Annotated in this window: 11 protein-coding genes and 1 tRNA gene; 5 read left to right on the top strand and 7 right to left on the bottom strand. The window is 63.9% G+C overall.

The window, feature by feature from the left end; all coding sequences use genetic code 11:
- The first annotated feature begins 83 nt into the window (after positions 1-83).
- The gene (locus tag RAD04_RS17885) at positions 84-1,031 is read left to right on the top strand and encodes an alpha/beta fold hydrolase (RefSeq protein WP_461624808.1); all 948 of its coding nucleotides are present in this window, start codon (positions 84-86) and stop codon (positions 1,029-1,031) included.
- A 47-nt stretch (positions 1,032-1,078) separates the two neighbouring features.
- On the opposite strand, the gene RAD04_RS17880 is transcribed toward RAD04_RS17885, so the two are convergent.
- Both RAD04_RS17880 and RAD04_RS17875 read right to left on the bottom strand, forming a co-directional pair.
- A complete protein-coding gene (locus tag RAD04_RS17880) occupies positions 1,079-3,832 on the bottom strand; it encodes a di-heme-cytochrome C peroxidase (protein ID WP_461624807.1) in 2,754 nt (917 codons plus the stop codon).
- Positions 3,833-4,026: 194 nt separating this feature from the next.
- Positions 4,027-5,823, bottom strand: a complete 1,797-nt coding sequence (locus tag RAD04_RS17875) for an adenylate/guanylate cyclase domain-containing protein (protein WP_461624806.1) — start codon at positions 5,821-5,823, stop codon at positions 4,027-4,029.
- A 248-nt stretch (positions 5,824-6,071) separates the two neighbouring features.
- On the opposite strand from RAD04_RS17875, the gene RAD04_RS17870 reads away from it, so the two are divergent.
- Complete coding sequence (locus RAD04_RS17870; protein WP_091967277.1) at positions 6,072-6,704, top strand: LysE family translocator; 633 nt, start codon at positions 6,072-6,074, stop codon at positions 6,702-6,704.
- 129 nt (positions 6,705-6,833) lie between these two features.
- Here RAD04_RS17870 and RAD04_RS17865 read toward each other — a convergent pair whose 3' ends face one another.
- Positions 6,834-7,586: a sulfite exporter TauE/SafE family protein gene (locus RAD04_RS17865; protein WP_461624805.1), complete on the bottom strand. Its 753-nt coding sequence runs from the start codon at positions 7,584-7,586 to the stop codon at positions 6,834-6,836.
- Between the two features lie 89 nt (positions 7,587-7,675).
- Here RAD04_RS17865 and RAD04_RS17860 point away from each other — a divergent pair, with 89 nt between their 5' ends.
- Positions 7,676-8,566, top strand: a complete 891-nt coding sequence (locus tag RAD04_RS17860; RefSeq protein ID WP_104464861.1) for a LysR substrate-binding domain-containing protein — start codon at positions 7,676-7,678, stop codon at positions 8,564-8,566.
- An 18-nt stretch (positions 8,567-8,584) separates the two neighbouring features.
- Here the strand turns inward: RAD04_RS17860 and RAD04_RS17855 are convergent, their stop codons facing one another.
- From RAD04_RS17855 to RAD04_RS17845, 3 genes are all read right to left on the bottom strand, one after another.
- Entirely contained in the window at positions 8,585-9,550 is a 966-nt protein-coding gene (locus RAD04_RS17855) for a Bug family tripartite tricarboxylate transporter substrate binding protein (RefSeq protein WP_461624804.1), read from the bottom strand.
- Between the two features lie 21 nt (positions 9,551-9,571).
- On the bottom strand, positions 9,572-10,354 hold the full coding sequence (hisN, locus tag RAD04_RS17850; RefSeq protein WP_028140016.1) for a histidinol-phosphatase: 783 nt from the start codon (positions 10,352-10,354) through the stop codon (positions 9,572-9,574).
- Positions 10,355-10,885: 531 nt separating this feature from the next.
- Positions 10,886-11,776, bottom strand: a complete 891-nt coding sequence (locus RAD04_RS17845; protein ID WP_018316156.1) for an N-formylglutamate amidohydrolase — start codon at positions 11,774-11,776, stop codon at positions 10,886-10,888.
- 326 nt (positions 11,777-12,102) lie between these two features.
- Here RAD04_RS17845 and cpdR point away from each other — a divergent pair, with 326 nt between their 5' ends.
- Entirely contained in the window at positions 12,103-12,462 is a 360-nt protein-coding gene (gene cpdR, locus RAD04_RS17840; RefSeq protein WP_007597092.1) for a cell cycle two-component system response regulator CpdR, read from the top strand.
- Between the two features lie 75 nt (positions 12,463-12,537).
- Positions 12,538-12,612, top strand: a tRNA-Val gene (locus tag RAD04_RS17835).
- Between the two features lie 175 nt (positions 12,613-12,787).
- Here the strand turns inward: RAD04_RS17835 and RAD04_RS17830 are convergent.
- Complete coding sequence (locus tag RAD04_RS17830) at positions 12,788-13,240, bottom strand: DUF4440 domain-containing protein (RefSeq protein WP_461624803.1); 453 nt, start codon at positions 13,238-13,240, stop codon at positions 12,788-12,790.
- Between the last annotated feature and the right edge of the window lie 134 nt (positions 13,241-13,374).

The following is a 13,374-nucleotide window of genomic DNA, read 5'->3' as shown; positions in this document are numbered from 1 at the left end:
GCGTTCAAGAGGGCGGCAATCAGCGCCTTTTCGGCGCTCCCGCCCCTTGATTTGCAGCACTTCGCGCCCAAGCACTTCCAACCATGACGCTGGTCTCGATCCCGTCCAATCCCGTCCCCGAAGACGTCGTCAGCGGTACCATCAAGACGCCCGATGGTGCCGAGCTGCGCTTTGCGCGTTGGGCGCCGCCAGCGAACCGCAAGGGCACCGTCTGCGTCTTCACCGGACGCAGCGAGCAGATCGAGAAGTATTTCGAGACCGTGCGCGATTTGCGCGACCGCGGCTTTGCGGTGGCGATGATCGACTGGCGCGGGCAGGGCCATTCCTCGCGTCGCCTGCGCGACCCGCGCAAGGGCTATGTGCGCGACTTCTCCGATTTCGAGGTCGACGTGGAGGCCTTCGTGCAGCAGGTCGTGCTGCCGGATTGCCCGCCGCCGTTCTTCGCGCTGGCCCATTCCATGGGCGGCACGGTGATGCTACGGGTGGCGCATGCGGGCAAGCGCTGGTTCGACCGCATGGTGTTGTCGGCGCCGATGATCGACCTGCCCGGGCGCACCACCTCGCTTCCGGTGCGTGCGCTGCTCAAGACCATGCGCCTGCTCGGGCAGGGCGGCCGTTATGTCCCCGGCGGCAGCGACCGTCTCACCGGGCTAGATCCCTTCATCAACAATCCCGTGACCAGCGATCCGGTGCGCTATGCCCGCAATGCCGCGATCCTGGAGGAGGACCCGACGCTCGGGCTGGCATCACCGACCGTGGCCTGGGCCGATACCGCCTTCCGCGCCATGAACACCTTCAAGGGCAAGAACTACCCCTCGCAGATCCGCCAGCCGATCCTGATGCTGGCGGCCTCCAGCGACGCGGTGGTCTCGACCGCGGCGATCGAGGAGTTCGCCTATCATCTGCGCGCCGGCTCCCACCTCGTGATCGCCGGCGCCAAGCACGAGATCCTCCAGGAGCAGGACCGCTACCGCTCCCAGTTCTGGGCCGCCTTCGACGCCTTCGTGCCGGGCACGCCGCTGTTTAAGTGAGGACGGTCTTCTCCCTCGCGCCGCAAGCGGGGAGAGGTGAAGATCATCTACAGCGTCTTCAAATACTCGATCAGATCGTAGCGCTCGGCATCGTCCTTGAACATGCGTCCGATGACGCCATCGCGCTTCGGTTCGCCTTCCTTGCGCTCGAAGGAATGGCCGAGCACGCTGTTGCCCTGGATCGGGTCCTTCTCCGATCCCGCCGAGAACTGCGTTTCGCCCGTCTTGCATTTCTCATCCGCGGTCACCGCAAAGCCGACGGTGACGGGATCATAGTCGCGGCGGCCCATGCAGAATTTGGTTGGGCGCTCGTTCGCCGGCTTCAGCAACCAGTACAGCGAAGGCACCGAACCGTTGTGGAGGTAAGGCGCGGTAGCCCAGATGCCGTTCAGCGGTCGCGCGCGATAGCGCGGATCGGGCGCCGGATTGAGACAGTTCTTGCGCGCGAGATTCCACATTTTCGCCCGTTCGGCCTCCGGGACCTTCTCGTCGTCCATCCATTTGCGGGCGACGAGGTCGACCACCGTCATCAGGCCGAGCGCATAGACCATCTCATTGGGCGATTTGCTCGCGGTCGGGATGTCGCATTGCCACCATTTCTGGAGGTCGGCCGTATTCACCTTCAGGAAGCCGGGCACATCGACGATCCTGTTGCTGAGAACAAGGGATTGTTCGGGATCCGTGTTGATCTCCTTGAGGGGAATCGTGACCGCGTTCAGGACCTTGCTGTCGCCGCTCGGCTCCCAATGTGTCGAGGACCAGAAAGCAGGGGTGTCGATGGCAGGCAAATGGCATCCGGAACACATCTCGGCGTAGATCTTGCGACCATTGTCGACCTTCTTCTGATCGATCCTCCAGGCATCGCCGAGGATCTGCGAGGGCCATTTCGGCGCCAGCAGGCCGCCGAATTTCGGATCGGGCGACTTGAACGGATCAGGGCCTCGGAGCATGTCCTCGATCCAGCCGAGTGTCCTGATATTGACCGAGGACCGCCACAGCCGGTCCTCCGGATAGGCGTCGGACAGGTTGAGCAGCGCGGTCACGCCGAGCGCTTCGCCGGCGTTGCGGATCAACGGCTGCTCGATCGACGCGTCGTACTGGGCGAATTTGAACCAGGGCACGGTCCAGATCGCGGGGTAGCTGACCGGGGCATCCTGGGCATGCAGGTTCTTCTCGAAGCCCTTGATCCCGCTCAGCGCGAGATCCTGGGAGAAGACCTGGTTGCCGATACGATTGAGAGCGTCGAGGCGGCCGAACCCTTCCTCCGTGTCCTGCTGCTGCCTGCCGTTCCAGGTCTTCTTGCTTTCAACGGTCTTTTGCTGGGTTTTCGCCCAGTCGATCAGGAACGTGCCGATCGCGCTGAGCTTCTGCTTGAGCGCGGCGCGGTCCGTCTTGCTGGCATCGGGGCCGAGCACGCGATCGGCAAAGCGCTGGAAGCGGAACGGGACATACAGGGTGTAGGCGATCGACAGACCGGTCGAGAGCTCGAGCTTCTTCAGGTCGGTCATGGCCGGGCCGCCGTCGAAGCGCACGTCCACGCCCTGGTAATGGATCTGGCCGGTATGGCAGGCCGCGCAGGTCAGCCCGATCTTGTCTTCCTCACGACGGCCGGTCGCGGGATCGACGACGCCGGTCATCCGCGCGAAGCCGACCGGCAGGCCGTCGACGTTCTCCACCGGCGTCCATCTGGTCGACCAGTCCGCCGCCTGCGTCGTCTCGTAGACATTGGCGTAACCGAAGCGGCGCAGTGTCGTCGTGTCAGTCTGGATCGATTGCGGGCTCGGGATGAAGCCGAAGCCTTCGAGATAGGCGCTCTCCTTCATCATGCCGGGCTTCGAGAACAGATGAAGGCGTGGCTGCTCCAGCGCCATGAACCATTCATACGGTACGGGGAAGGTCGCGGTGCCCTGGCTGGCATGATGGAACCAGTGCCGATCCTTCAGCGACCAGTTCTGCTCGAGCCAGAAAGCCGCCTTCGTCTCCGCCACCGCGGGCAAGGGCGGCGGCAAGAGATTTACGAGAATTCCCTTCTGCGGCAGCATGGCGCGAACTTGATTGGGGAATTCGGCGACCGCGACGAGGGCGACAAGACCGAGGCCGATGAGAAGTGCTGCAAGCTTAAGCGTGCCCCGCACCACGCGCTGGCAGGTCGATAGCACCGGTTGCGATACGAGCCGCTGATTGATGCTGTCAGGGAATTGGCGCTCGTTGAACAGCGTGCGCACGTCAGCAACGCTGAGATAGCGATCCTCGCCCGTGCCCTTGCCGATGATCTTCAGGAGGATTGGCCATTCGAACTTCATCAGCAGCGGGTAGTACCAGCGCGCGGCGCTGCCGGCGCGCTTGAGGTTGTCACGCATGAAGATTTCGATTTCCGAGGCGTTGAGGCCCAGCTCGGAGCCGCCGCTCGGATCCGCGTAAGTCCGGCCGAAACTCGCGAACCGCGCGATCTCCTCCTCATTGACCTTGCCGTCGACGCCGAGGATGCGCGAGCCGGCACCGCGCTTGTCCAGCGGGCCGCCGCGCAGCGCATCGAGCTGCGCGCCCGAAAAGATGCTCTTGAGGATGTGACCGAGACCGTTGGCGATGAGCGCCACGCCGCGGACCTGGAACCGGGCAGACGCCTTCTTCAGCCCGGTTTCGCCGGTCGCATTCGCGATCGTCTCCGACAACTTGCCGAGCGGGACAGTGCCGCCGTCGACAAAGCCCTCGCCGACGAGGCCGCGCAGGAATGGGCAGGGATTGTTCGGCGAGACCTGGATCGAGGGGTCGAGCGGCGGTTTCGAAGCGGGGTCATGCATGGCCCAAAATCCTGAAAACAGCGAATCGTGAAATGAGGCGCCGATCAAGCGCGGAAAGTCCTAACAAACCGACATCAGATTATACTACTTCAGCGTGTGGCGAAGTGTGGCCGAATTCACTGTCCTGTCAACAAGTGCAGGCGGTTCTGGCTAAAGACCTAGGGGAACGGTTGCGGAAGACCGCGGCCTGCCGGTCAGGACTCGGCGACGCGTTTGACGTCGCTCTGAACCAGGGTCAGCTTGCCGAGCGGCACGCCCGCCTTCAGCAGCCCCTCGCGATAATGGGCGAGATCCTCGGGCCGCTTCCAGTGGAAGTTGCGCAAGTGACGATCGACATTGAGGGTCGGGTAGTTGCCCATCAGCACGCCGGTCGCCTCGCTCGCCTCGGCACTCCGCCCCAATTGTGCCAGGGCCGCGGCGCGGATCGCCAGCGCCTGCATGTGGTTGGGGTTGATGTAAAGCTGCTCGCGCGCCCATGACAGGGTCGCGTCATATTGGCGCAACAGATAATGACTGAAGGCGTTCAGCGCCGCCCATTGGTAGCGCGGGTCGCTGTTGTCGCGCTGCGCGGCCATCGAAAACAGCTCGATCGCCTCCCGGTGCTCGCCGATGACGAAATGGCAGATGCCGAGCACGCCGCGCGCGCCCATGTCGTAGGGATTGAGCGCGACCGCGCGCTTGGCCGCGTCCATCGCCGCCTCGTAATGCCCTTCCATGGCGTGCGCCCAGGACAGGATCGAGAACGCAAAGGACGAGCGCGGGTCGAGCCGGACGCTGGTTTCGGCGAGGTTCATCGCCTCGGCCCACATCTCTCGCGTGCCCTTGACCCAGCCGAACTGGATGCTCTGGATCTGGATCGTGGCGAGATAGGCGTGCGCGATCGACAGTTTGGGATCGACCCTGATGGCTTCCCGGAACAGGTCGACGGCGGCAGTCAGGTCCTCCTTGGTCTGCCGGTAGTAGTGCGACAGCCCCTTGAGGAAGCGATCCCAGGCGGTGACGTCCGTCGAGAGCCGCGCGGGCGCCGAGGCTTCCGCACGGACGATCTCGGTGGCGATGGCGGCGGACAGATTGGTCGTGATCTCGTCCTGCATCGCGAAGAAGTCGCCGATGTCGCGGTCGTAACGGCCGGTCCAGAGCTGCTCGCCGGTCTCCGGCGCGATCAGCTCGGCGGTGACGCGGATCTTGGCTCCGGCGCGCCGTACCGAACCCTGGATCAAATAGGTGGCGTCGATCTCGCGCGCGATCAGGCGGGTGCTGGTGTTTCTGCCCTTGAAGGCGAAGGTCGAGTTGCGGCTCAGCACGCGATAGAAGGATTGCAGCGACAGCGCGTGGATCAGATCCTCGGTGAGGCCGTCGGAGAAATATTCGTCCTGGGCATCGCTGAGATTGGCAAAGGGCAGCACGCCGACGATCGCGGTGCGGTACTGTTGCGAGAGGGCGGACGCCTCCCGGAGCTCGGGCGCGAGCGCCGGTGCACCCTCGGGTGTCCAGGCCCAGACCCCGACCGCATCCTTGATGTTCTTGAAGCGATGATTGCCGGCATCGACCAGCGGCACGCTGAGATGCTTGCTCGCCTCCTTGTAAGCCTTGGCCGAGATCGCAAAGCCGCCGGGGCTCGCCACCGATTCCAGACGGACGGCAATGTTGACATCGTCACCGAATACCTCGTCCTCATCGGCGATGACGTCGCCCATGTGGATGCCGAGGCGGAACTGCATGGCGCGGTCGGCCGGCAGATGGTGGTTACGCTCCGCCATCAGCGTCTGCATCGCGATCGCGGCCTCGGTGGCGCCGACGATCGAGGGGAACTCCAGCAGGAAGCCGTCGCCGGTATTCTTCACGACGCGACCGCCGTGATTGAGGATGATCGGGTGGATCGCGCTGCGATGGGCCTTGAAGGCGGCATGGGTGCCGGCCTCGTCGCTGCCCATCATGCGCGAATAGCCGGCGACATCGGCGCAGACGATGGCGGCCAGACGTCTTTCCATATCCCGGAAGCTCCAAGGGATCGTGAAGGGATCGAGAAGGGATCTGGGACTGGCCACAGCGTGACAAGTCGACCCGAATCCCGCATTTCAAGAACCTCGCCTTTATAAAGCAGATGTGGCCCAGCGGAAGCATGATCCGCATTGCAAATTCGAGGTAAATCCTCCGCAATCCCGGCGGTGGACGGCGACCGCCGAACCAACTAAGCGGAATTGCGCCCGCCGGAACGGGCGGCAGGGGGCACCTTTGCATGCTGGGCATTCATGAAATCGGGCTCTTCATCCTGTCGGGCGTACTGCTCAACATCACGCCGGGGCCTGATTCCGTCTACGTCATCGGTCGCAGCATGCAGATGGGCTGGCGGGGCGGCGCCGCGGCCGCATTCGGCATCAGTTGCGGCTGTTTTGTCCATGTCGCGGCCGCCGCGATCGGCCTTTCGGCCCTGCTGATGGCCTCGTCGACCGCCTTTTCGATCCTGAAGCTGGTCGGCGCGGCCTATCTCGTGTTCACCGGGCTTCAGATGCTGTGGTCGCGCCCGGTGCTGGCGGCGGCGATCGACGAGCCGGTGCGGAGCTCGCTGCGGCGGGTCTTCCTCCAAGGGGTCTTCACCAACGCGCTCAATCCCAAGGTCGCGCTGTTCTTTCTGGCCTTCCTGCCGCAATTCGTTGCGGCCGATTCACCGCACAAGCCGCTCGCCTTCCTGACGCTCGGCCTGATCTTCATCTCTACAGGGACGCTATGGTGCCTGGTGCTGGCCGCGTTCGCGGCGAAGGCCGCCCACCGGCTGCGCGAATCCGAAGGGGCGATCGCCTGGGTCAACCGCGCGCTCGGCGGCCTCTTCATCTATCTCGGCATCCGCGTCGCCATGCTGGAGACTCGGTAGCTCGTTCGAACGAATGATGACCGCGTAGGTGCGTAGGGTGGGTAGCCGAAGGCGTAACCCACCACTGTTCGTATCCGCGGGCGGCAGAAGAGGTGGGTTACGCTTCGCTAACCCACCCTACGATCTGCCTCATGCGAACTCTTTCGCCAGCGCGCTGCCGGCGAGATAAAGGCCGAGCAGGATCATCGCGATCAGGAACCAGCGGCGAAACGCTTCGGCCGGCATCCTTGCCCGCACCGACTGTCCCACGAACATGCCGGCAAAAGCCATGGCCATGCCCACCGCGCCCGGCACGACATTGGCTGGCGTCAACAGCCCAACGGCGGTGAGGTTGAAGGCGAGCGCCAGTGTCGCCGTCGTGAAGAACACGCCGAGCGCCTGCACCAGCTCGTCCTTCTCCATGCCGATCGCCTGCATGAACGGCATCGAGGGGATCACCTGCACGCCGGTCGAGGCCGAGATCACGCCGGTGACGACACCGACCACGCCGCCCACCCATTTCTCGTTTTGCGGCGCGACGCGGAATTGGAGCTTGTTCAGTCCGATCACGGCATAGATGACGAGCAGGACGCCGAGCACGATCGTGCCGTAGCGCGCATGCGGCCCGGTCAGCGCGCCCGCATTGAGCCAGCATCCGATCACGGTGCCGATCATCAGCGGCCACAGTCGCTTCAGGATGTCGCGCAGATGCGGGCCGACGAAGGTCTGCCAGATGTTGGTGACGATGGCAGGCACGATGACGATGGCGATCGCGCGGCTGGGCGTCATGCTCACCGCGAGCAGGCCCATGGACACGGTCGGCAGGCCGAGCCCGACCACGCCCTTGACGAATCCGGCGATCAGGAAGACGGCGGCGATGACAATGAGAAGCGGGTCGATCATGTCGGCACATTGACCTAAGCGGCGATCAGGCACAATCTGGAGGTTACGCAGACAGCCTTCGTGAACTACGAAGGCTGGGGAGACCTGCCATGCGTTTCGACCTCGTCGACCTTCAGCTCTTCATCGCGGTCGCCGACCAGCGCAGCATCACCCGCGGCGCGGAGCGGTCGCATCTGGCGCTGGCCTCGGCCAGCGCGCGCATCAAGGGGCTCGAGGACGCGCTCGGCGTCGCGCTGCTCAAGCGCGGTCGGCGCGGCGTCGAGCTGACCGCGGCCGGCGAAAGCCTGCTCGACCATGCGCGGCTGGTCATCCACCAGATCGACGCCATGCGCGGCGATCTCGCCGGCTTTGCCTCTGGCGTGCGCGCCAGCGTGCATTTCCTCGCCAACACCTCCGGCCTGTCGGAGCATCTGCCGAAGGCGCTGGCCGGCTTCCTGCGCGAGCACCGCGACGTCGCCATCGACATCGAGGAGCGCGAGAGCACCGACATCGCGGCGGCGATCACTGCGGGTGCCGCCGATCTCGGCTTCGCCGCCGAGCACGCGCTGCCCGACCATATCGAGCGTTTTGTGTTCAGCGAGGATCGCCTGACGCTGGTGACCTCGCGCCGCGGCCCGTTCGCCGGCCGCCGCCAGATCGATTTCCAGGAGGCGGGGGCGTGCGACTTCGTTGGCCTGACCAGCGCCACCGCGCTCCAGATGCATATTTCGAAGCACGCGGCGCGGCTCGGCATGCGCCCGCATTTCCGCGCACGCCTGCGCGATTTCGACGCGATCTGCCAGATGGTCGCCGCCGATGTCGGCGTTGCCCTCGTGCCCGAATCCGCCGCCCGCCGCTGCGCCAAGCTGATGCCGCTCGCCATCGTCCGCCTGCGCGATGCCTTCGCCAATCGCCGCCTCGTGATCTGCGCGCGCAGCTTCAAGGCGCTGCCGCGGCCGGCCAAGATGCTGGTGGAGCATTTGCGGGCGGCGGCGGTGTGAGGGGAGGGTAAGAAGGAGCTACTTCGCCGTCTCCACGCCCGCGTCCTTGATCACCTTGGTCCATTTCGCGGTCTCATCCGCGATGAACTGGCGAAAATGTTCCGGCTCGTCGCCGACCAGCGTCGCGCCCTGCTGGCTAAGCTTCTCCTTCACCGCCGGATCCGCCATTGCCTTGGTGGCGAGAGCATGCAGCGCCGCGACGATCTCCTTCGGTGTGCCCTTCGGCGCAACCATGCCGTACCAGTTCTCGATGTGGAGGCCGGCAAAACCTGCTTCCGCGGTGGTCGGCACATCGGGCGCGGTCGGCGCCCGCGCGGCCGAGCCGACCGCAATGGGACGCAGCGCGCCCGCCTTGACCTGCGGCAACAGCACCGGAAGATCCAGGAACGTCATCTGCACCTGCTGGCCCAAGAGATCGTTCACCGCGGGAGCGGCGCCGCGATAGGGCACGTGCACGATGTCGATCCTGGCCGTCAGCTTGAACAATTCACCGGCCAGATGCGGCAGGCTGCCGGGGCCGGAGGAGGCGAAGTTGAGTTTTCCGGGCTGTGCCTTGGCGAGAGCGATCAATTCGCCGATGTCCTTGGCGGGCACGTTGGTGGCGACCACGAGCATCTCCGGCACCGTCGCAACCAGCGTCACCGGCGTGAGGTCGCTCAAGGTGTCGTAGGCGACTTTCTCCATGCTCGGGCTGATCGCGAGCGCGCCGGCTGAGGAGATCGCGATGGTGTAGCCGTCGGGGGCGGCCTTGGAGACGGCATCGGTGCCGAGCACGCCGCCCTGGCCGCCGCGATTGTCGATCAGCACCGGCTGTCCTGACAGCTCCGACATGCGCTGGCCGATTACACGCGCGATGATGTCGTTGGGACCGCCGGCCGGGAACGGCACGATCAGCTTGATCGGCTTCGCCGGAAAATTCTGCGCGGACGCCACTGATGGCAGCAGGAGCAATAATCCAAGAAGAAGCCTGCGTGAGATGGTCATGCAAGCCTCCGCTCGCGTTTGTTATTGGTTGAGCAGCTTCAGTGCTTCTTCGTGAACCCTGGCGTCGCCGGCCGCGACGATGCGGCCGCCGCCCTGGGCAGGTTTGCCTTCCCAGGTGGTGACGACGCCGCCGGCGCCGGTCACGATCGGGATCAGCGCGGCGATGTCGTAAGGCTTCAGCTCGGTCTCGACCACGAGATCGACGTGGCCGGCCGCCAGCATGCAATAGGAGTAGCAGTCGCCGCCATAGCGCGACAGACGCGCGCCCTTCTCGATACGGCTGAAAATGGCGCGGTCGCGCTCGTTCATCAGGAGCGGGCTGGTGGTGTAGGTCGTGGCTTCCGAAAGCGAGGCGCAGCGGCGAACCTGGAGCCGGCGCTCGCCGGACGGGCCCTTGTAGTTGGCCGAACCGTTGTCGCCGGAGAAGCGCTCGCCGATGAAGGGCTGGTGCATCATGCCGTAGACCGGCGCGCCCTTGTGCAACAGTGCGATCAGCGTCCCCCAGATCGGAAAGCCGCCGATGAAGGATTTGGTGCCGTCGATGGGGTCGAGCACCCAGACATAGTCGGCCTCCTCGCGCTCGTTGCCGAATTCCTCGCCGACGATGCCGTGCTGAGGGAAGTTGGCCTTGATCAGCCGCCGCATCACCGCCTCCGCGGCGCGATCGGCCTCCGTGACGGGGTCGAAATCCTTGGTCTTGCTCTTGTCGTCGATCGACAGCGAGGTGCGGAAGAACGGCAGGATGGTTTCGCCGGAGGCGGTGGCGAGCCGTCCGATGAAGGCGGAAAAGTCGATCACCGTCACAGGCCAAATCCTCAAAGCGAAGGTTGAATGAAGCTCCCCTTCTGCCTAGCTCAATTCGCCTCTCGCGTGCAGCGCTGTCTTGATCTTGCACCCTGGTATTTCGGATGCCGAAGCCCGCTGCCCCATCCAAGTCATCTGCTGGCCAAATATCGATCACAGAGTTGAAAACTTAGTTCCGAGTATGCCTTGTTCGTATGCAAATGGCTATCAACCCATTGAATTTCCTTATTAAAGAAACTGAATCTGGGTTTCCATAGAAGCAATTGAGCCATGTGCGTATTGCATGGGAAACGGCTCAAAAGCCCTTGCGCTTTGTGCGTCGCGGTCGCATATTGTTGCGGTGCGGTAGCGCTTGGCGTTACCGCTGCCCTCCTTGGGCGTTTCCTCCCTAGACTTGGGCCGCTTGCGTCATTCGCGAGCGGCCCTTTTTTCTTGCTGCTCTGGCTTCGTTTCGAAGCGCGCAGCGAAAGCGAAGCGAAGGCGCGCTCGCGCCAATCACAGACAATCGATCTGACGAAGAAAAGCCGGTGCCTATTCCGCCGCGGCCTGGAATGGGCCGAGATCGCCGAAGGGAATCGTGGTCGCCAGCACGTCGGCGAGAACGCCGAAGTCGGATGCCACCTGCGCAAAGCGTGCACTCCGCTCGCGTCGCCGCTCGTCCATATAGATCGCGCGGTTGAGCTCGAGCTGCACCGCGTGCAGGCCGCTCGCGGGATTGCCGTAATGCTCGGTGATGAAGCCGCCGGCATAGGGCTTGTTGCGGCCGATCGAATAGCCGAGCCCGGTCATGGTCTCCTCGACCCGGTCGGGCAGAAGCGGGGTGCAGCTCGTGCCATAGCGGTCGCCGATCACGACGTCGGGCCGGCGCGGCTCGTCCCTGCTGACGCCGACCGAGGGCATCGAATGGCAGTCGACCAGCACCACGGTGCCGAACATCTGGTGCACCTTGTTGATCAGCCGGCGCAGTGCGCGGTGGTAGGGCTTGTACAGCGTCTCGATCCGCCCCAGCGCATCGTCGACCAGGATGCGGTCGCGGTAGATCTCCTGGCCGTCGCCGACCACGCGCGGAATGGTGCCGAGGCCACCGGCGACCCGCATCGAGCGGGTATTGGCAAAGCTCGGCAGCCGTCCGCTGAACATGCGGGGATCGAGCTCATAGGGCTCGCGATTGACGTCGACATAGGAGCGGGGAAAGTTGACCCGCACGGTCGGAAAGCCACGCTCGCTCAAGTGGCCGATCAGCTCGTCCATGAAGGAATCTTCGGACCGCCGCAGCGTCGGCAGGTCGATCCTGGACGCCGCGAGGAATTCGTCCGGATAGGTCGAGCCGGAATGGGGCGAGTTGAAGATGACAGGCGCGCGCCATTGCGCGGGCTCAACGATCTCGAAGGCTGGCGACACCTCGCCGTCAAACCGGGTCATCTTCTCAGGCTTCGTCCCTTAGCGGCAGGATCCGGGCCTCGGATCGAATTGATTCGGCCGATCGATGCGGCTCTTATGTGTCGTCATTGTCCGGAATCGCAACCATTCTGCCAAGCGAAAAGATGTGATTGGCGCTGGAACATGTCTTAACCGTGTGGGTAGGGAAGCGGGGACGCGCCGGCGCGGCTCGATTGCTTCGAGCCGCATTCCGGTTCACAAGGACCGGCAACGCAGCCCGCTTGGGGTTAAGATTTTCACCCCAAATTTACCCTCTATCGGGCTTAGTAACCTTTGCTGATATCCTCTGGGGAGTCGACTTTCCTGCCATGCCAAAGATCCTCCTCGCCGAAGACGACAACGACATGCGCCGTTTCCTGGTCAAGGCGCTGGAAAACGCCGGTTTTCAGGTCTCCTCCCATGACAACGGCATGGCCGCCTATCAGCGGTTGCGGGAAGAGCCGTTCGAGATGCTGCTCACCGACATCGTGATGCCGGAGATGGACGGCATCGAGCTCGCCCGCCGGGCCTCGGAACTCGACCCCGACATCAAGATCATGTTCATCACCGGCTTCGCCGCGGTCGCCCTGAACTCGGATTCGGACGCCCCCAAGAACGCCAAGGTGCTGTCCAAGCCCGTGCATTTGCGCGAATTGGTCAGCGAAGTGAACAAGATGCTGGCGGCCTAAATCGGCCCCGTTCCGTCCTTGCGCAGGGTCCCCTCGTCCGTTATAGGGACCCCACCCGACGTAAGTGGACTATTAGGGCACGTAGCTCAGCGGGAGAGCACTACCTTGACATGGTAGGGGTCACAGGTTCGATCCCTGTCGTGCCCACCACGCTTCGCCTTCGGCTTCGGGTGGCACAGCCTGGAAAATTGCGGCGAAGCGTGTCCGGCGTAGCTCGAAGAGCGTAGACGGACTGGGGCGTCTTGCTCGGTTTCGCTGGACAGCCCGTAGCCCGGATGGAGCGAAGCGCAATCCGGGATGCACCTTCAGAGGCCCATTTCGGCCATCACTTCAGTTCCGTGTTCGCCACCGGCAGGATGGAGGCGACGTGCCAGCCGGTCGCATCCTGAACGTAGGTCTGGCTGATCAGAAACGTATTTTGTTGCGACGGCTTGCCCGGAAGGCCGCGTGTGAAAGCGATGGGAACGAGGATCTGCATCACCTCGTTCGAGATCACCGCAACGTGGAATTTCGTCATGTCGGGCTCGAGGTGCCAGGTGCCCTCGTAATACGTCTTGAACCGGGTGGCGACCGCATCGCGGCCTCGCGTCTCGATGCCTCTCGCAAACAACAGCGTGCCGGGCGAATTCCAGAGCATCGCCTTCACATCGTTCGCATCATGCGCATTCTGCGCGGCGATGAATTTTTCGAAGATGCCTCGTGCCTCCGCATCATTTGCGGCAGCTTGCGCGCCTCCTGCTGACCCGAACGTTGCGGCGAGCAGCAGCGCGGCGGTCACTGCCGCAGTACGACGACGGCATCGCGCAAATGGCCGTGGCCTGATCGAGCCGCGAGACATCTCGGAAGGGGGCATGGTCGCCTCTCGTTTTGAATGATAGTCGTAATATCATCAATCGCCTCGCCGACCTTTCA

It is taken from the genome of Bradyrhizobium sp. 25ACV, from assembly GCF_054863005.1.
Note: the sequence above shows the minus strand (reverse complement) of the source record. Positions and strands in the feature narration are given on the sequence as shown.